Source organism: Mucilaginibacter sp., assembly GCF_965277465.1.
In the GTDB taxonomy this organism is placed as follows: domain Bacteria; phylum Bacteroidota; class Bacteroidia; order Sphingobacteriales; family Sphingobacteriaceae; genus Mucilaginibacter.
Window position 1 is genome coordinate 108,391 of record NZ_CBDICW010000002.1, and the last position, 17,833, is coordinate 126,223.

Annotated in this window: 17 protein-coding genes and 1 riboswitch; of the genes, 10 read left to right on the forward strand and 7 right to left on the reverse strand. The window is 41.0% G+C overall.

Features of this window, described 5'->3' with window-relative positions:
* Positions 1 to 91: 91 nt before the first annotated feature.
* On the reverse strand, positions 92 to 670 hold the full coding sequence (locus ACQY4U_RS12765) for a HupE/UreJ family protein (protein WP_428329830.1): 579 nt from the start codon (positions 668 to 670) through the stop codon (positions 92 to 94).
* A gap of 66 nt (positions 671 to 736) precedes the next feature.
* On the opposite strand from ACQY4U_RS12765, the gene ACQY4U_RS12770 reads away from it, so the two are divergent.
* Both ACQY4U_RS12770 and ACQY4U_RS12775 read left to right on the forward strand, forming a co-directional pair.
* Positions 737 to 1,261, forward strand: coding sequence for a DUF6702 family protein (locus tag ACQY4U_RS12770; protein ID WP_428329831.1), 525 nt, complete (start codon positions 737 to 739; stop codon positions 1,259 to 1,261).
* A gap of 156 nt (positions 1,262 to 1,417) precedes the next feature.
* The gene (locus ACQY4U_RS12775; RefSeq protein WP_428329832.1) at positions 1,418 to 1,789 is read left to right on the forward strand and encodes a hypothetical protein; all 372 of its coding nucleotides are present in this window, start codon (positions 1,418 to 1,420) and stop codon (positions 1,787 to 1,789) included.
* A gap of 119 nt (positions 1,790 to 1,908) precedes the next feature.
* On the opposite strand, the gene ACQY4U_RS12780 is transcribed toward ACQY4U_RS12775, so the two are convergent.
* From ACQY4U_RS12780 to ACQY4U_RS12795, 4 genes are all read right to left on the reverse strand, one after another.
* Entirely contained in the window at positions 1,909 to 2,049 is a 141-nt protein-coding gene (locus ACQY4U_RS12780; RefSeq protein ID WP_428329833.1) for a hypothetical protein, read from the reverse strand.
* Between the two features lie 45 nt (positions 2,050 to 2,094).
* Positions 2,095 to 3,144 (reverse strand): AI-2E family transporter, encoded by a 1,050-nt coding sequence (locus tag ACQY4U_RS12785; RefSeq protein ID WP_428329834.1) that lies wholly within the window; start codon positions 3,142 to 3,144, stop codon positions 2,095 to 2,097.
* 69 nt (positions 3,145 to 3,213) lie between these two features.
* Positions 3,214 to 4,188: a hypothetical protein gene (locus ACQY4U_RS12790; RefSeq protein WP_428329835.1), complete on the reverse strand. Its 975-nt coding sequence runs from the start codon at positions 4,186 to 4,188 to the stop codon at positions 3,214 to 3,216.
* A gap of 109 nt (positions 4,189 to 4,297) precedes the next feature.
* On the reverse strand, positions 4,298 to 5,641 hold the full coding sequence (locus ACQY4U_RS12795; RefSeq protein WP_428329836.1) for an APC family permease: 1,344 nt from the start codon (positions 5,639 to 5,641) through the stop codon (positions 4,298 to 4,300).
* A gap of 147 nt (positions 5,642 to 5,788) precedes the next feature.
* Between ACQY4U_RS12795 and ACQY4U_RS12800 the strand changes: the two genes are divergently transcribed.
* The 4 genes from ACQY4U_RS12800 (at position 5,789) to ACQY4U_RS12815 (ending at position 9,698) form a co-directional block, all read left to right on the forward strand.
* Positions 5,789 to 6,403 (forward strand): hypothetical protein, encoded by a 615-nt coding sequence (locus ACQY4U_RS12800; protein WP_428329837.1) that lies wholly within the window; start codon positions 5,789 to 5,791, stop codon positions 6,401 to 6,403.
* Positions 6,404 to 6,561: 158 nt separating this feature from the next.
* Positions 6,562 to 8,457 carry a DNA topoisomerase IV subunit B gene (locus ACQY4U_RS12805; RefSeq protein ID WP_428329838.1) on the forward strand — a complete coding sequence of 632 codons (1,896 nt, stop codon included), beginning with the start codon at positions 6,562 to 6,564 and terminating at the stop codon, positions 8,455 to 8,457.
* Between the two features lie 93 nt (positions 8,458 to 8,550).
* Positions 8,551 to 9,039 carry a cytidine deaminase gene (locus ACQY4U_RS12810; protein WP_428329839.1) on the forward strand — a complete coding sequence of 163 codons (489 nt, stop codon included), beginning with the start codon at positions 8,551 to 8,553 and terminating at the stop codon, positions 9,037 to 9,039.
* Positions 9,036 to 9,698, forward strand: a complete 663-nt coding sequence (locus ACQY4U_RS12815; RefSeq protein WP_428329840.1) for a GDSL-type esterase/lipase family protein — start codon at positions 9,036 to 9,038, stop codon at positions 9,696 to 9,698. Before ACQY4U_RS12810 ends, ACQY4U_RS12815 begins: the two co-directional genes overlap by 4 nt.
* A gap of 57 nt (positions 9,699 to 9,755) precedes the next feature.
* Here ACQY4U_RS12815 and ACQY4U_RS12820 read toward each other — a convergent pair whose 3' ends face one another.
* Complete coding sequence (locus ACQY4U_RS12820) at positions 9,756 to 10,184, reverse strand: nuclear transport factor 2 family protein (protein WP_428329841.1); 429 nt, start codon at positions 10,182 to 10,184, stop codon at positions 9,756 to 9,758.
* 159 nt (positions 10,185 to 10,343) lie between these two features.
* Here ACQY4U_RS12820 and ACQY4U_RS12825 point away from each other — a divergent pair, with 159 nt between their 5' ends.
* From ACQY4U_RS12825 to ACQY4U_RS12835, 3 genes are all read left to right on the forward strand, one after another.
* Positions 10,344 to 10,850, forward strand: coding sequence for a YdeI/OmpD-associated family protein (locus tag ACQY4U_RS12825; RefSeq protein WP_428329842.1), 507 nt, complete (start codon positions 10,344 to 10,346; stop codon positions 10,848 to 10,850).
* 104 nt (positions 10,851 to 10,954) lie between these two features.
* On the forward strand, positions 10,955 to 11,332 hold the full coding sequence (locus ACQY4U_RS12830) for a GxxExxY protein (protein WP_428329843.1): 378 nt from the start codon (positions 10,955 to 10,957) through the stop codon (positions 11,330 to 11,332).
* 35 nt (positions 11,333 to 11,367) lie between these two features.
* Positions 11,368 to 14,178, forward strand: a complete 2,811-nt coding sequence (locus tag ACQY4U_RS12835; protein WP_428329844.1) for a DNA gyrase/topoisomerase IV subunit A — start codon at positions 11,368 to 11,370, stop codon at positions 14,176 to 14,178.
* 56 nt (positions 14,179 to 14,234) lie between these two features.
* Here ACQY4U_RS12835 and ACQY4U_RS12840 read toward each other — a convergent pair whose 3' ends face one another.
* Positions 14,235 to 15,617, reverse strand: a complete 1,383-nt coding sequence (locus tag ACQY4U_RS12840) for a voltage-gated chloride channel family protein (RefSeq protein WP_428331748.1) — start codon at positions 15,615 to 15,617, stop codon at positions 14,235 to 14,237.
* A gap of 150 nt (positions 15,618 to 15,767) precedes the next feature.
* A riboswitch (Fluoride riboswitch) is annotated at positions 15,768 to 15,830 on the reverse strand.
* Positions 15,831 to 15,950: 120 nt separating this feature from the next.
* Here ACQY4U_RS12840 and ACQY4U_RS12845 point away from each other — a divergent pair.
* Positions 15,951 to 17,783 (forward strand): beta-galactosidase, encoded by a 1,833-nt coding sequence (locus ACQY4U_RS12845; RefSeq protein ID WP_428329845.1) that lies wholly within the window; start codon positions 15,951 to 15,953, stop codon positions 17,781 to 17,783.
* Positions 17,784 to 17,833 lie beyond the last annotated feature (50 nt).

Sequence of the window (17,833 nt, forward strand, 5' to 3'; positions counted from 1 at the left end):
TAAGAGTTCCTTATTTGCCCGTTGCCCGGTATTCAATAATTATCGCCAAACTAAATTAAGGCCTCTCCTTTTTAGGAGATTTAGGTATGGCTTAAAACGGCAGCCTTTCCAAAGCCATTTTTAGCGAGAGTGCAAATACACCCGATGAAAGGAAAAAAATCCAGTCGCGCCTTTTTACTTTAAATCCGTTTAAAAACAGCAGCCCCACAATTAATATAATGGCAACTACAAAAATCTGCCCGGCCTCTAAACCAATATTAAAACCGAACAAACCCCAGCCGATGGTTTGATCCTGTGCCAGCATAATTCGGATAGCATTTGCAAAACCCATCCCGTGGATCAATCCAAAACACAACGCAAGATAATAATTTATCCTTGCACTTTTTCCTTTGCTGTCAACCTGGAAAATATTATTCAATGCGGTAATAAAAATAGTGCAGGGGATCAAAAATTCAACCCATTTGCTCGAGAACCTGATCACATCATAAACACTTAGGGCCAGCGTTAACGAGTGGCCCAAAGTAAATGCAGTAACCAATATCAGTACTCTTTTAATATCCTGTAAGCTATACACACAAGCCAGTGCCAAAATAAATAGCTGATGATCCAGGGCATCGGCGCTGATAATGTGCTGCCAGCCCATTTTAAAATAAAAAGCAAAGTCTGACATTGCGAACTAACCGTTTTAAGCACTAAATTTAAGGCGTTTTTTCAACTATAAAAATCCGGGTACCTTATGTGGGCTTTAATTTCCAAACCGCTATTATATTGTTACATTATAGGCAATGCTTTGCTGCCTGCCAAACACGCTGTTAAGGCGTTTCATCCAATCCATGTAAGTACCACTAACATTGAATACAACAAGCAGGATAGCAAACTTGAGGTGATTTGTACAATTTTTACCGATGATTTTGAGGCAGCCTTAGTAAAGCAATATCACTCAAAAACCGATTTGAACAAAGCCGATATGCACGCCGCAATGGATGCATTGGTTAAAAAGTACGTTGCCGAGCATTTACAAATAAAAGCCGGAACAGTAGTAAGCCTTAATTACCTCGGTTTTGAAATAAACCGCGAGGCTACTGATATTTACCTGGAATCGGCCGATAAACTACCAGCGGTTAAAAAGGTTGATGTTGATGTGAGCCTGCTGCATAACCTGTTTGATGATCAGATAAATATTGTGCACATCACAGTTAACGGGGTTAGGAAAAGTGAAAAACTTGATTATCCGGATAAGCGCGTGAGTCAGGTGTTTTAAACAGTTTTGGGATTGCGAGCTTTGGTTAAACTGTGTTAAAAAATGATGGGAAACTATTTGGCTACCTTAATGTTAAGACTTATTGCTGTGCTTAACATAATGATAATATTGAATTAACTGCTTGGTAACGTAACTTCGCGGTAATCCATAAAAAAAATGAAAAACAATAACCTTAAATCACTGGTTAAATCGGCCAGGAAGGCAGCCACTGTAAAAATTGAAGAAAGCCTGATAGCAGCTCTTAAAGATGCAGCCATCAAACTTGGACAGGATTCTAAAAAATTCACAAAAGAAATAGAAAAAAGTTCAAAACGTTTTGCCAAAAAACTTTCAAAAGAACTGGAGTTTGATAAAGAAGCGATATTAAAAGCAGGTGCCCCTAACCCGGTTGAAAAACCAGCAGTGAGCACTAAAAGCAAAACTAAGGAAGCGGTAAAAGAAGAAGCTGCACCTGAAGTTAAAGCCGAAAAACCGGCAAAAGCAAAACCTGTTAAAAAAGCAACAGAAAAACCTGAAGCCAAAAGCTAAAGTTTAAATATGACCTTAACTGGTTGTTTTAATGATATTAGACAGGATCATCTTAAATAGTATTTAAGGTGATTTTGTTTTTTGGGAAAGCCAGTGCTTAGTTGGATTACTTTGCCGTGTTATTTTATTTTAGCCGATGTATGCAAGGTTGCCTGCCCGTCTTTAACGCCAACTTTAAAAAGATCCATAGCTATATGGCCCGCAAACATGGCTATTACTATAATTAATATCCTGCGTTTTAATTGGGATTTGTTTTGCATCCTGTTTGTTTATGAGGTGAATATAAATAAAAATTAATAACTGGCTTAAGCAGCTACCTCATTTATTTTTTTCACATACAGCTCATCAACCAAAATAATAATAATAGCTAATAGGGGCACTGCTAATATAATGCCCAAAGCACCTGATAGTGTACCCATAATTAACTGGCTGATCAAGGTAAGTGCGGGCGGCAGGTTGATCATCTTTTTCTGGATGAGCGGCGTTACTATGTTTGATACAATGGTTTGCGATACTATATAAAGTATGGCAACTATTATTGCGGTATTGGTACTTATGGTAAGCGCCAGCAAAACACCTGGTATCATGGCTATCAGCGAGCCAATGTTAGGGATAATTTTAAGCATACCTGCAATAAGGGCCAGGATCAGTGCAACAGGGATGCCGATGATGCTCAGGCCGGCTGCTAATAAAATTATGATAAGCACTATTGACAGTAGCATACCCTTTAACCAGCCTTTAAGCGAGTGGCTGATACGATCGAGCACATGATGGCCCAGGCGTTTTTTATGTTTTGGTAAAAGTAAAATAATACCGTCCTTATATAAATTAGGGCTTGCCGTTAAAAATATCCCCAAAAATAAAATAATATACATATCGCCCAGTACCCCAAAGCCGGTGCTGAAAAATGATTTGGCGGTAGTCATCATCTGGTCGCTGTTATCGCTCGAAACGCTGTCTAATATCGCCTGGCCTATGGATGTTTCTGATAGTTTTGCTTTGGCATTGCTGATGGTATGCGGCAGGCTGTTACTTAATGCTTTTACCTGGTGCTGTATCTCGTTGCCCATAAACCATAGCAGAGTGCCCAGTAACACAAATGACCCCGCAACAGAAATAGTCATGGCAAGCTTGCGGTTTAGCTTTGTTTTTCGCTGGATAATATCGCCCAGCCCATGGAAGTAGGTTGAAATTAATGTTCCGGCTAAAACCATCAGTACCACATTAAAGGCAACGCGGGCTATAAGTATGGTAACGACGAGTAGCGCAACTATGGCTACCGTTTGCCATACCTTTTCAATATAGGTCAGCTCTTTTTTTGTTGTAGTGGATATAGGTTTTTGATCAGGTGCCATTGTGTAAGAAAGTATCTTACTACCACTATTGTTTTAAAGATTAAATATTAATTGAAGATTATTTAATTATTACTTTTTTATGCCCGTTACATTTAAAAGTACAATGCTGCTATGTGCAATGCCTAAAGTTTTACCAGCCTTTACATTAAGGTAAAGTTTAAGGTAACCGTCAGTAATACCTTTCATGGTACTGGTGATTGATTCTTTAAATTCGGGGAACGTGAATTGGTTAGGTTTGCGGAAAATAAGGTTGCCCTTTTCATCAACATATACCGAAAACAGGTAGTTGAAGTTATCATAAGCCTTATGGATCACAATATTGTAAGTAGGCAAAAGATACTCATCGTATGATTTCCCCCCGTTAACATCATCAACAGGGATGGTTTCTTTAACAATGCTTAACAGCGGGCTTTTAGCAGTAAGCGATGCCGGTTCTGTGCCGGCAAAGGCACTGTCAAGTACCTTGTTGGCCAGGGCTGCTTTTGCTTTTATATACAGGGTATCCTTACGGCTTGGCTTCCAAATATTGCTGGTATCTTTATGCAAAACATTTTTGATGTAGTTGTTGGAGTAAAAAGACATAAACACATGTACTTTTTCGTCGTCAATAACTTTATCAGTAACGTGCAGCACCTGGAATTGCAGGCTGTCTTTAGTCAGGTACTTTAATTTGAGCCAGGCCCAGGCCACATTAAAAATAGAATCGTGGTCAAACACAACCGGGGCATTCAAAAACTTGCCCTTACGCGGGCTGTAAATATTTACCGAATCGCCCGATGGAAAGGAGATGCGCCATTCGGGTACTAACTGGTAACCTACGGGGCTAAATGAAAGGCCGTTGTCAAACTTGCGGCTCACTTCGGTGTATTTGATGCCCTGTATAGTTTTTATCAGGTTCTTTGTTCTTGTTTCCGCAGCTGCTGTTTTTGCTTTTTCATCCTGTATGGCACGTAACCCGCGGTTACACCTGCCGGCAAATAATAAAATGAATGCAAATACAACTATTAAGCTTCTGGATATATATTGGTATGCGGATTTGTTCATGTTAAAAATTTGCGGCAAATGCTTTTAAAGGCGCTAAAATAATAAAATACAGCTATGCTTGTTTAAAAACCGCGGTTATGGCATATTGTTTAATTGGGGCTTAGGCCTTTTAGGCATCGGGTGTTAAAGTGTTATTCTTTTTATAAGTGCCGATGTAATAAATAGCAAGCCCAACTAAGTAAGTAGCCAGGCAAATGAGCGCGGCATAAGGGTTCTCTTTAAAGGTGATAAATATATTAATGGTTACAAACCAGTAAGATATAATAAATATAACCGGCACCAGCGGAAACCATTTAATAGTGTAAATGCCCGTACCATCAAGTTCTTTTGTTTTTTTGCGGAGGATAAAAATGGCCAGGGCCGCCAATGATAAGCCTATCGTTTCAAAAAACATTACATATTTAAGCATATCGCCAAAGCGGGCCACAAAAAACAGGATGATGATAATTGCAGCTACAAAAAAGCTCATGCCAAATTCCTGTACCTGAGTTTTGGGGTTAACCTTTTTAAATATGGGTGGCAAAATACCATCTTCGGCCATGGCATAATAAACCCGGGGATTGGCTAACACATTTACGTTTACATAGGCCATTACCGATAAAAATATCATGATGGAGGTTATTTTGTACCCAGTAGCCCCAAACCAAACACCCACCATTTTTGCTGCTAACGATGGTGTTTGCTGCAAGCCGCCAATGCCCAAAACATGAAAATATGCATAGTTTATAAACAGGTAAAGCACCAGTATAACACTTATGCCTGCACCTATAGCTTTAGGGATATTGCGCTTGGCGTTAATTATATCGCCACCGAAATTGATTGTTTGCTGGTAACCGGTATAAGTAAAAAAAACAGCAACCAAACTTAAGCCAAATGCGGTAATTACGCTGCCTGTATGGGGTATTATGGTTACCGTTACCGGCACTGCATCGCTTTTAAATACGGTTGAGCAAATAAGCAATATCATGCCCACTTTAAATATAATGAGCACGGTTTGTGTGCGGGCGCTCATTTTTATTCCTAAAAAGTTAATAATGTATAATATTAAAACCGAAGTTATGGTGATGATTTTTGTCCCCAGATCGTTTTGTAAGCTGGCGGGTAATAAAAAAGGCCTGATATAATCAGACCCGATCAAAGCCACCGCTGCTACTGATGCCGCATTGCTGATAACCAATACCCAATTGATCATGAAGGCAAATGCCGGGTGGTAACAATAGGAAAATACTTTGTAAAAGCCACCGGTATTAGGGTAGCGCGCACCTATCTCGGCAAAAGTAAGTGCCCCGCAAAGGCTCACCAGTCCGCCGAAGATCCACGCAGCAAAAAATATCCATGCGCTTCCGGCTTTAATGGCAACCTCGCTGGGTGTTGCAAATATCCCCATGCCTATTACCAAGCTTATCACAATCATGGTTAGGTCAAAACGGTTCAATTTAGGTTTAATGCTCATTTATTAATCTAATTGTTTACTTTTTAAATTTATATTTTAATTTTGATAGCAATTAACCCCTGTTAATTGTAAATCAATACTATTGTTTGCGCCATGGTGGAACGTATTTTGAAGCAAAATAAGCAAATATTAGTTGTCATTTTGCTTATGCTTATTATTCAGCCAATAATAGCACAGGTAAAGCCTCCCATTGTTCAAAAACCAGTTCACGCACCCCAGAGCGTGCAGTTAGCTACATTTTTCCGTTTAGCGGCACAAGCTAATGTTAAGTTTAATTATCCAAAGGGTTTCAGGGAAATTAAAGCGGTAAATGACGAAGATTTTTCTTTTGATTATGCGCTTGATCTGCCCGGTAAGGATTTTGAGATCTGGTTCCAGGTAAAATCCGAAAAAGAGAACTGGACAAGCTATGAGCATTCTCAAAACACACCCAACTCACAATTGGCAAATCCTGATTCCTTGTACGCATCAACCGGGGCTGCGCAAGCCAGTGCCTTAACCGGCGATACCAAGTATTATGTACGCAATATACCGCCATCGGTATTAAAGCGTTATAATGCCGATGCTGGTAAATCTTTCCTGTTAACATTGCTTGATATGCCCGCAACCAAGCATTATAAATATGCGCTGCTTATCACACTGCAAAAAAATCATACCGGGCGTATATTAGCCGTATGTTTTACTAATGAAAAGGGCCCCGAGTTTTATAAAAATATCGACAGGGCAAGTAACTGCCTCAAGTTCAAAACTTCTCCTCAATAATGTTAATAAGTTAGGACATTTGAATGCGGAGTTCAGTGTCTAAATATTATTTTTGCCAGCATAGGGCAGCTATGGCTTTATATTGCGGGTTAAACTAAAAAGTTTAATACCAGGTTAAATACAAAAACAGATCACCCTTAATAAAAATACCAGATTAAATGGCAGAAGCTGTAAATTATAGTGATGATAGTATCCGTTCGCTGGATTGGAAAGAGCATATCCGCTTACGGCCAGGGATGTATATTGGTAAGCTGGGCGATGGTTCGGCTTATGACGATGGGGTATATGTTTTACTGAAAGAGATCATTGATAACTCTATTGATGAGTTTGTAATGGGCGCCGGCAGAACCATTGAAGTATCTATGAGCGATCATAAAGTTTCTGTGCGCGATTATGGCCGTGGTATCCCATTGGGTAAGGTTATTGATTGCGTATCCAAAATAAATACAGGCGGTAAATACGATAGCAAGGCCTTTCAAAAATCGGTAGGGTTAAATGGGGTGGGTACAAAGGCGGTAAATGCACTTTCAAACTCATTTATTGTACAATCATACCGAGATGGCCGTACCAAACTGGCCGAGTTTGAAAAGGGCGAGCTGATAAGGGACGAACCTGAAAAAGATACCACGCAGCGTAACGGTACCGCCATCAATTTTATTCCGGATGATACCATTTTCAGGCATTACCGTTTTATCCCGGAGTTTGTTGATAGTATGATCTGGAACTATGTGTTCCTAAACTCTGGCCTTACTTTAAACTTTAACGGACAAAAATATTTTTCGGAACGTGGCCTTTATGACCTGCTTACAAAAAATACCGATGCCGAAAATATCCGCTATCCCATTATCCACCTGAAGGGGGAGGATATTGAAATAGCCATGACGCACGGCCAGCAATATGGCGAAGAATATTATTCGTTTGTAAACGGACAAAATACTACGCAGGGTGGTACGCACCAGGCTGCATTCCGCGAGTCGGTTGTAAAAACCATCCGCGAGTTTTATAAAAAAGAATTTGATGCTTCTGATATCCGGTCGTCAATAGTTGCGGCTATCGCCATAAAAGTACAGGAGCCTGTATTTGAATCGCAAACCAAAACAAAGTTAGGCTCACAAAACATTGGTCCGGATGGGCCGTCCGTACGTGGCTTTATTAATGATTTTATAAAAAAGGAATTAGACAATTACCTGCATAAAAACCCTGCTGTTGCCGATGCTTTGTTAAAGCGGATCTTACAATCGGAGCGTGAACGTAAGGACATTGCGGGTATTAAAAAATTAGCTAACGAGCGTGCCAAAAAAGCATCGCTTCATAACCGTAAACTGCGCGACTGCAAGGTGCATTTTGACGAGAACCACGAACGCAAGCAGGAAACAACCTTGTTTATTACCGAGGGAGATTCGGCCAGCGGATCGATCACCAAATCGCGTGATGTGATGACACAGGCGGTGTTCAGCTTAAAGGGGAAACCGCTTAATTGCTTCGGGCTTACCAAAAAGGTGGTGTACGAGAACGAAGAGTTTAACCTGCTGCAGCACGCTTTAAATATTGAAGATGGGCTGGACGATCTGCGGTATAACAACATAGTGGTGGCTACTGATGCCGATGTGGATGGTATGCACATCAGGTTACTGCTCATGACGTTCTTCCTTCAGTTCTTTCCCGACCTGGTGAAGGCCGGGCATGTGTTTATCCTGCAAACGCCACTGTTCCGTGTCCGCAATAAAAAGGAAACTATTTATTGCTACAGCGACGAAGAACGCCGCAACGCCATAACCAAATTAGGTGTTAAGCCGGAAATAACCCGGTTTAAAGGTTTGGGCGAAATTTCGCCGGATGAATTTGGTTTGTTTATCGGTAAGGACATTCGCCTTGATCCGGTTATTTTAAAGGATGCCAATATCAAAGCCCTGCTTGAATATTTTATGGGCAAAAATACACCGGCCCGCCAAATGCATATTGTAAATAACCTGCGGGTTGAAAAAGATGATGAAACCGTTAACCCGGTTATAGCCGAAGATAAGGACACTATAGCCTTACCTGTGGCTGTATAATTAAACGATGATTCTTATAAGTACAGGATAAGGATCATCGTTTATCAAAAATTCCGTATATTGTATGCCCCTGTTTTTTAAAGGGAAATACAAATGACAGACCACGAATTAAAAATAAACTTTAAAGAGTACGACACTTTAAAAGAACTATCCGCAAAAGACCATTCACTTTGCCAGGAGGCTGTAAAAGCAATGGCAAATTCACATTCGCCTTATTCCAAATTCAGGGTGGGCGCAGCACTGCGTTTACAGAGTGGTAAAATAATACACGGCAGCAATCAGGAAAACGTTGCCTATCCATCAGGCCTTTGTGCCGAGCGGGTTGCGTTATTTTACTGGGGGGCTAATCATCCGGATGACCCGATTGAGGCCATAGCAGTAACCGCCCATACTGATGATTTTGAAATTCTGCAACCGGTAACCCCTTGCGGTTCCTGTTTGCAGGTATTGGCCGAATATGAAAAAAAACAAAACAAGCCGGTTGATATTTTATTGTTTTGTAACAACGGCCCTGTTTGGGTTATGAACAGTGTTGAATCATTTTTACCATTTTTGTTTTTTGAAAACAGGTTAATCTTATGAAAATCAAATTCGTCTTCGTCCTATTTTTAGCAATTGCTTTTGGTAAGCAGGTAAGCGCCCAGCAGGGTTTTCCGTTTGATAACGAAATTCGTGAGTTTAAGCATCAGGATAGCCTGCGCTTTCCGCCAAAAAACGGCATCTTGTTTATTGGCAGTTCATCTATCCGCAAATGGACTGATCTTGAACAGCGCTTTGCCGGTAAACCTATCATCAGGCGCGGGGTTGGCGGCTGCGAGCTTTGGCAGATAGTTGATTACTATACGCCTTATATTTTATTCCCGTATCAGCCACGTAAAATTTTTATTTATGCAGGCGAAAATGACATAGCAGGCGGTAAAAGCGGCAAATTTGTTTTTGCAGAATTTCAAAAGCTGTATGAAATGATCAACAAAAAACTTCCGGAGGCAACCGTTTATTTTATGTCGGTAAAGCAAAGCCCAAGCCGGGCAAAGTATTACGGTGAAGTGATTATAGCTAATAACCTGATAAAAAATTATCTTAATAATAAACCTAACACTGCATTTATTGATGTAAACACGGTGATATTAAAAGCAAACCCGGCAATACCAGATTCATCCCTTTTTGGTCCCGATTACCTGCACCTTAACAATAAAGGTTACGATAAGTGGCAGCAGGTGCTTGAGCCTTATGTAAAATAAAAGAGCCCCGCTTAGCGGGGCTCTCTGCATTCACAAACTATTTAAAAACTAACCCTTTTATTTAAAAGTACTGTACACGTTGGTGATTTTCCAGCCATCGCCGGTGTTGGCAACGGTTACATAATTGCTGCGTACAAAATCACTGTATTTCATATCAACCTTAACAATGGCCACATTGGCATTGCTTTCAATAATTGATGTGCTTGTGGTACAGGTTTGCTCAATGTTTTTGTTGCTTTCAAAATAATCAAGCATTTCTTTTTTACCGCAACTTAATACCGTTTTTCCGCGCAGCAGGCTAAACTCTGCAGTTTTGTCTAAAACACTTTTAAGTCCCTGTAGTTTACCACGGGTCATGGCATCAACATAAGTATTAATTGCATGGTTAGGGCTTAATTTATCATCGTCGTTTTTGTCTTTTGCCTTTGCGGCTCCGCATACTGCTAAAAGAACTAATCCCAGCATAATTGATTTTAAAGTTTTCATATTATTGTAATTAAGTAATAGATTAATTTATAGTAATAAGACACGGGCTTGTTTTAATTAGTTACAGTGTAAAGGCTTAAAATGAACGATTTAACAAACATTTAACACATTAAATAATTACTTAACAGTTTATCATAAATAGGGCTAATTTTGATTGTTATGATTGAGTTTAATGCCATTATATTGCAATTTGATGAACAAGGCGAAAAAACCGGGTGGAGCTATATTGATATTCCTGCCCATTTGGCCGCGCAATTAAAGCCAGGAAATAAAAAAACATTCAGGGTAAGGGGTATGCTGGATGGTTTAGCGGTAAGTGGTATGGCATTAATGCCTATGGGTAATGGCAATTTTATAATGGCGCTCAAAGCAGATGTGCGTAAAGGCATCCATAAAAATAAAGGGGCTATGGTGCAGGTAAAAATTGAGGAGGATACCGACTATAAAGTTGAGATACCCGATGACCTGCTTGAATGTTTTGAATTTGAACCGGAAGCACTTGTGTTTTTTAATGGCCTTACAAAATCACACCGCAGTTATTTTATTAAATGGATTGAAAGCGCTAAAACCAAAGAAACAAGGGCAAAGCGAATCATCAATACCGTAAACGCCATGCTCCGTAAGTGGGATTACGGGCAAATGATAAGGGCAATGAAGAAAGATTAATGTTTAAATTTCCGCTATAGCAATATGCACATTATATTATCTTTACAGTTGAATTAATATTAACCGAAAAGGCCGCTAAGAAATCACAAAGTTCACAGAGTTAAATGCAAGTTGAGAATGAGTTAGCAACGGAGGTTATAGGTGCTTCCATAATTGTTCGTAGAGCTCTTGGTCCGGGATTATTAGAATCTGCATATAAGGAATGCCTTTATTACGAATTGGTAAAGAAAGGATTTTATGTAGAAAAGGAAAAACCTTTACCTTTAGTTTACGAAGAAGTTAAATTGGATTGCGGTTACAGATTAGATTTATTAGTTGAAAATAAACTAATAATAGAAATAAAAGCAGTTGAAGTGTTAAATGATATTCATTTAGCTCAAGTTTTAACATATCTCAAGATCTCGGGTTGCAGACTTGGGTTATTAATAAATTTCAATGTATTAAAAGTAAAAGACGGTATTCGTCGAATAATTAAAACTTAGCGCACTCTGTGCCTTCTTTGCATCTCTGTGGTAAAATGTCAGATATATCAAATAACGAAGAAAAATTACATAATATTATTTCACTCGATGGGTTGTATGAGAACTGGTTCCTTGATTATGCCTCTTATGTAATCCTTGACCGTGCTGTTCCGCATATCAATGATGGTTTAAAGCCTGTACAGCGCCGTATCCTCCACTCGTTAAAGGAAATGGACGACGGGCGTTTTAACAAAGCCGCCAACGTAATTGGTAACACTATGAAGTATCACCCGCATGGTGACGCTTCTATTGGTGATGCTATGGTACAGATAGGACAAAAGAACCTGCTGATTGATTGCCAAGGAAACTGGGGCGATCCGGTTACAGGCGACTCGGCAGCTGCGCCGCGTTATATTGAGGCCCGCCTGTCAAAATTTGCACTCGAAGTAGTTTTTAATCCGGATACTACCGATTGGCAGGCCAGTTATGATGGCCGTAACCGCGAGCCGATCACGCTGCCGGTTAAGTTCCCGCTGTTGCTTGCACAGGGAGCAGAGGGCATTGCCGTTGGTTTGGCTACAAAAATATTACCGCACAATTTTATTGAACTGATAGATGCCTCTATCGAGGTGCTCAAAGGCAATACGCCTAACCTGCTGCCCGATTTTCCTACGGGGGGGATGGCTGATGCATCGGCTTATAATGATGGACAGCGCGGCGGCAAGGTGCGGATCCGTGCTAAGATTGTTGAGCGAGATAAAAAAACACTGGCCATTACCGAAATTCCGTTCAGTACCACAACTGGTGGCCTGATGGAAAGCATTGTGGCAGCCAATGAAAAAGGAAAGATCAAGATCAAAAAGATAGAGGATAATACCTCGAGCAGTGTAGAGATCGTAGTGCACCTGGCACCGGGTATCTCGCCTGATGTTACTATCGATGCACTGTATGCCTTTACCGATTGTGAGGTTTCTATATCACCCAATACCTGCGTGATACAGGATGATAAGCCGCGCTTTATGAGTGTTAATTTAATGCTTACCGAAAGCACGCATTACACCCGCCAGTTGCTTAAAATGGAACTGGAGATCAGGCTACAAGAACTGATGGAGAAGATCTTTTTCAGCTCCCTGCTTAAGATCTTTATCCAGGAAGGGATGTACAAGCATCCTGATTATGAAACTTCCACAAACTTTGAAATGGTGCTGGTGGTTTTAAACCGTTTGTTTGAACCGTTTTTGCCACAGCTTTACCGCACTATTTTAGCCGAAGATTACAGAAAGCTGATTGATAAACCAATGAGCAGCATTACCCGTTTTGATGTTAAAAAAACGGATGAGCAGATAAAAGGCCTGGAGGCCGAAATTAAAGAAGTAAAACAACACCTTAAGCACCTTACCGACTATACCATTGCCTGGTTCCAGAAACTAAAGGATAAATATGGCAAAGGACGCGAACGCAAAACCGAGCTGCGCACGTTTGACAGGGTAGAGGCTGCACAGGTGGCCTTAGCCAACGTTAAGCTGTATGTAAACCGTGTTGATGGTTTTATAGGCACGGGCTTAAAGAAAGACGAGTTTGTTTGCGATTGCTCGGACATTGACGAGATCATCGTTTTCCGTGCGGATGGGCGCTGTATCATTACCAAGGTGCAGGACAAGATATTTGTAGGTAAGGAGATTGAACATGTGGCCGTATTTAAAAAGAACGATGAGCGTACGGTTTATAACATGATCTACAAAGATGGGCAAAGCGGTGTGAGCTATGTTAAACGTTTTTCGGTTGTGGGCGTTACCCGCGATAAGGAATACGATTTAACCAAGGGCACAAAGGGCAGCCGGATGTTGTATTTTTCGGCCAATCCAAATGGCGAGGCCGAAATTGTTACCGTGCAGCTTAAGCCGCATAGCAAGCTTAAAAAACTTACTTTTGATGAGGATTTTGCGGCACTGGCTATTAAGGGCCGTAACTCAATGGGTAATATAATTACCAAGTACCCCGTTAAAAAGATATTGTTAAAAAGTAAGGGCAAATCAACCCTGGCTGGCCGCAAGATCTGGTATGATGATACGCTGAAAAGGCTTAATGCAGACGGCCGTGGTAAATACCTGGGTGAGTTTGATGGCGACGATAAGATCCTGACTGTTTTAAGCAGCGGGATCACTGAACTTACCAGCTTTGACCTGAACAATCATTTTGATGATAAAATGATTGTGATTGAAAAATATGATCCTGCAAAAATTTATTCAGTTGTGCATATCGATGGCAAATCAAAAAACTATATGGTTAAAAGGTTTGTGTTTGAAAATATTGCTACCGGCAAACAAACCAGCATCATCAGCGATGAAAACGGCTCAAAATTAGTGCTCATTTCGGGCGCATCGCAGCCAATTGTAAAGGTTGATCAGCTTAAAGGAAAAGAACAAACGCCTGAGTCTATTGAGGTAGACCTGTCAACTGCAATAGATGTGAAGGGAATGAAAGCAATGGGCAACCGTTTGTCGCAGCAAACCATCAAAGCCGTTGTACTGATAGCTGAAAACAATGCGGAGGAAGAAGAGGTAACGGAAGAAGCTGAAATTGATGAGCCAACGGAAACTGAATCCGACGACACAGAAAACATTACAGCTGAAACAGAAGATGAGCCGGAAGAAATTGAAGCTAAACAAATAACCGAAGAAAAACCCAAAATAAAGGAACCTGTCCCGGTAAAGGAAAAAGCCCCTGAGCCAGTAAACAAGCCCGTTGAAAAACCGGAAATTCCGCAGCCGAAACCAGCAGCACCTCCGGTTAAAAAAATAGATTTAGAGATCACCAACCCTGATGATATAGATATTGACGATAAGGGACAGTTAGGGTTGTTTTAGTAGCGTTAGTATCCGGTAAGGTTAATTACCCGCCGGATGCCTTAATACCGTTGAAACTATTTCCCTACCCGGTATTTGCTGAATTTTTGGTGCAGATAACCCCTGCGTTTACTTGCATCAGCTAAAGAGGTATCCTCCGTTAAATACGCGTCAAATACTTTGGGTACAGCAATCTGCTGCGAACTGTAAATGCCTGAGTGCCCGCTAAAAAAATAAGCGGTAAAACAAGCCACTGCAAAAAACAGGGCATATTCGCCGCCAAATAATTCTATCCCCATAAATGTACATGCTAATGGTGTGTTGGTAGCCCCGGCAAAAACAGCAATAAAGCCCAATGCCGCAAAAAGGCTTACAGGTGCGTTTAACAGGGTCGATAATGTATTGCCCAAAGTAGCGCCAATGTAAAACAACGGGGTCACCTCGCCGCCTTTAAAGCCTGTTCCTAAGGTTATGGTAGTGTATATGGTTTTCCAGAGCCAGCTCCAGGTTTCTGATCCGCCTGCATTAAAAGCTGATGGTATGGTAACCGCCCCCGGGTGCTCGGCATCTATGCCAAGGCTCAGGTAATCCGGCTTGCCAATCATCAGGGTAAGGCCGATAATAACCAATCCGCCAAAAACAGGAATCATCCATTTTGATTTAAAAAGTTTAAGGCAGGCACTTTTTATCTCATGCACCATCCCCGCAAAAAGAAAACTTGCCAGCCCGAATATGGCCGAAGCAAAGATCACTTTACCCAACAGCAAAATATCCAGGTGAAAAAAGTTGAATACAGCATCGGTGCTTACCGGCGCAGGGTCAATATGATAATGGGTGTGGGCTATATGCCATGCGGCTACCGTTAAATCGCCAATAATTGATGCTATTATAGCGGGCAATATGGCACTATATTTTATACTGCCTATAGCCAAAACTTCAACGGCAAAAATTGCCCCGGTAACGGGCGTGCCAAATACAGCACCAAAACCAGCTGCCACGCCTGCGGTAAGCAGCATGCCCATGTCTTGTCCGCTTAGTTTAAACCATTTGCCAAACATGGCTGCAATACTGCCGCCAATTTGTACGGCTGTACCCTCACGACCAGCCGATCCGCCAAATAAATGGGTGATAACGGTAGTGATCAGGATGATAGGTGCCATGCGTTTAGGGATGCCCCCGCCTTCGGTATGAATTTGCTCAATGATCAGGTTGTTCCCCTTTTCTGACGATTTACCCACCCATTGATATATAAAATGGATAAGCAAACCCGCTAAGGGCAGCAGGTATAATAACCAGGTATGGCTAAACCTGAAATGTATTGCAGCAGTTAGGAGCCAAAGAAAAAAGGCTACTACACTACCTATAACTATAGCAACCGGAACCGCTAAGATAGTCCACCGGATAAGGTATTTAATAATCCTGTAATGTTCTTTAAATGCAAAAGGGGTGTTGTTGTTCATCATGTTGTAAAATGGTTAATGGATGATGAGCTATAAGCGCAGGCAATTGTTAAAATGAGTGGTTCTCTTTTTAGCAACTGTTTAATAAATGAGTAATTTAATTTTTTCACCTACAAATAAATAGCCCAACAGATTTTATTACCTGTTGATATTTTTGTAGGCGCCATCAGCGAATGCGGTTTTTTGAAGGAAGACACCATTTCCTACTGCAAGGTAGCATTTATTTTTTATTTTCAAAAATCAAACGTTTGCGTAGTATTTGGCATTTAATGTTTTTGCGACATTTATTAAAAAACACTAATTTGTGAGCCTGCAACAATAAAATTGTCCCTTATGAAAAAAATATTCCTCCTCTTTTTCCTGTTAGCTGTACTTTCAAAAGCAGGTGTCGCTCAAAAAGCTACGCATACTTTTGCCTTTGGCGATTCAACCTTTATGCTTGATAACAAGCCACTGCAATTAATATCGGGCGAGATGCATTGCACCCGTATTCCGCGTGCTTACTGGCGCGACAGGATGAGGATGGCTAAAGCAATGGGCTTAAATACCATTGGCACCTATGTGTTTTGGAATGCGCAGGAGCCCGAAGAAGGGAAATTTGATTTTACCGGAAACAATGACATTGCCGAATTTGTACGCATAGCTAAAGAGGAAGGCCTTTGGGTTGTTTTGCGCCCCAGTCCTTATGCCTGTGCCGAATGGGAGTTTGGCGGCTACCCTTATTGGCTGCTTAAGGATAACGACCTTAAAGTGCGCAGTAAAGACCCTAAGTTTTTAAAATATTACCACGATTATATTATGCAGCTTGGTAAGCAACTGTCGCCATTATTGGTAACCAATGGCGGTAATATTTTAATGGTGCAGATTGAGAACGAATACGGATCATACAGTAATGATAAAGAGTACCTGGACATTAACCGTAAGATCTTCCGCGAAGGTGGTTTCAGTGGTTTGCTGTTTACCTGCGATGGGCCTTCGCAATTACCAGCGGGTTATTTGCCGGGCTATTTACCTGCGGTAAACGGATTAGATAACCCTAAAGAAGTAAAAGCGTTGATCAATAAATATCATGATGGCAAAGGCCCGTATTATATAGCCGAATGGTACCCAGGCTGGTTTGATAGCTGGGGAAGCCCGCACCAGGGCAGCAATGCTGATGAGGATGCTAAAAAGTTAGACGAAGTATTATCGGCTGGCATCTCCATCAACCTGTATATGTTTCATGGTGGTACCACCCGGGGCTTCATGAACGGCGCTAACATGAGCCGTAAAGAACCGTATTCGCCGCAAACATCAAGTTATGATTATGATGCCCCGCTTGATGAATCGGGGAATCCTACAGCAAAGTTCTATAAATTTCGCGAGGTGATCCAGAAACACCTGCCTGCCGGCGAAACATTGCCAGCGGTACCTGCAAAACATAAAACTATTGCCATCAGCAATATTAAACTTTCACAAAAAGCATCTTTGTTTAGCAACTTGGGCAAGCCGGTAATTGCAGCGCATCCTTTATGTTTTGAAGATTTAAACCAGGGTTATGGTTTTGTATTGTACCGAACCACGCTTAAAAAAGCAGTAAATGGTTTATTGAAAATAAAGCAGATGCGTGATTTTGCCACCATTTACCTGAACGGGAAACAAATAAACGTATTAGACAGAAGGTTACGCCAGGATTCGGCACAGATCAGCAGTACAGCACCCAATGCCGTATTGGATATTTTGGTGGAAAATAACGGCCGCATTAACTATGGCCCGTACCTGACCGATAACCGCCAGGGTATTACCGAAAAAGTTACCCTGAACGGCGAAGAACTAACCGGCTGGAAGATGTATAAATTCCCTTTTACAAACATAGCAGGGTTTAAATACGTTGCAAATAAAAACACTACCGATTTAAAGGCCGCTTTATACGCCGGTACATTTAACTTGTCAGCAGTTAGTGATACCTATTTAGATCTGCGCGGCTTTGGTAAAGGCTTTGTTTTTGTTAACGGTATCAATATAGGCAAGTACTGGAAAATTGGTCCGCAGCAAACTTTGTATATCCCGGCATCTTGGCTTAAAAAAGGCGTAAACAAAATTGTAGTGTTTGATGAACTGAAAGGCGGCCATACGCAGATCAGCGCTTTAGATCACCCTGTTTTAAATGAAGTAGTAAAAGATTGAATTAAGTAAAAACTCCGTGTTTCTTTGTGGTTAGTTTTACCACAAAGAGC

Excerpts from the sequence above, each read along its gene's own strand:
- ACQY4U_RS12830 (WP_428329843.1), top strand. The coding sequence starts at position 10,955 with ATGCAAGTTGAGAATGAGTTAGCAACGGAGGTTATAGGTGCTTCCATA.
- ACQY4U_RS12835 (WP_428329844.1), top strand. The coding sequence starts at position 11,368 with ATGTCAGATATATCAAATAACGAAGAAAAATTACATAATATTATTTCA.
- ACQY4U_RS12820 (WP_428329841.1), bottom strand. The coding sequence starts at position 10,184 with ATGAAAACTTTAAAATCAATTATGCTGGGATTAGTTCTTTTAGCAGTA.
- ACQY4U_RS12805 (WP_428329838.1), top strand. The coding sequence starts at position 6,562 with ATGGCAGAAGCTGTAAATTATAGTGATGATAGTATCCGTTCGCTGGAT.
- ACQY4U_RS12845 (WP_428329845.1), top strand. The coding sequence starts at position 15,951 with ATGAAAAAAATATTCCTCCTCTTTTTCCTGTTAGCTGTACTTTCAAAA.
- ACQY4U_RS12785 (WP_428329834.1), bottom strand. The coding sequence starts at position 3,144 with ATGGCACCTGATCAAAAACCTATATCCACTACAACAAAAAAAGAGCTG.
- ACQY4U_RS12780 (WP_428329833.1), bottom strand. The coding sequence starts at position 2,049 with ATGCAAAACAAATCCCAATTAAAACGCAGGATATTAATTATAGTAATA.
- ACQY4U_RS12770 (WP_428329831.1), top strand. The coding sequence starts at position 737 with ATGTGGGCTTTAATTTCCAAACCGCTATTATATTGTTACATTATAGGC.
- ACQY4U_RS12795 (WP_428329836.1), bottom strand. The coding sequence starts at position 5,641 with ATGAGCATTAAACCTAAATTGAACCGTTTTGACCTAACCATGATTGTG.
- ACQY4U_RS12815 (WP_428329840.1), top strand. The coding sequence starts at position 9,036 with ATGAAAATCAAATTCGTCTTCGTCCTATTTTTAGCAATTGCTTTTGGT.
- ACQY4U_RS12775 (WP_428329832.1), top strand. The coding sequence starts at position 1,418 with ATGAAAAACAATAACCTTAAATCACTGGTTAAATCGGCCAGGAAGGCA.
- ACQY4U_RS12800 (WP_428329837.1), top strand. The coding sequence starts at position 5,789 with ATGCTTATTATTCAGCCAATAATAGCACAGGTAAAGCCTCCCATTGTT.
- ACQY4U_RS12840 (WP_428331748.1), bottom strand. The coding sequence starts at position 15,617 with ATGAACAACAACACCCCTTTTGCATTTAAAGAACATTACAGGATTATT.
- ACQY4U_RS12825 (WP_428329842.1), top strand. The coding sequence starts at position 10,344 with ATGATTGAGTTTAATGCCATTATATTGCAATTTGATGAACAAGGCGAA.
- ACQY4U_RS12790 (WP_428329835.1), bottom strand. The coding sequence starts at position 4,188 with ATGAACAAATCCGCATACCAATATATATCCAGAAGCTTAATAGTTGTA.
- ACQY4U_RS12765 (WP_428329830.1), bottom strand. The coding sequence starts at position 670 with ATGTCAGACTTTGCTTTTTATTTTAAAATGGGCTGGCAGCACATTATC.
- ACQY4U_RS12810 (WP_428329839.1), top strand. The coding sequence starts at position 8,551 with ATGACAGACCACGAATTAAAAATAAACTTTAAAGAGTACGACACTTTA.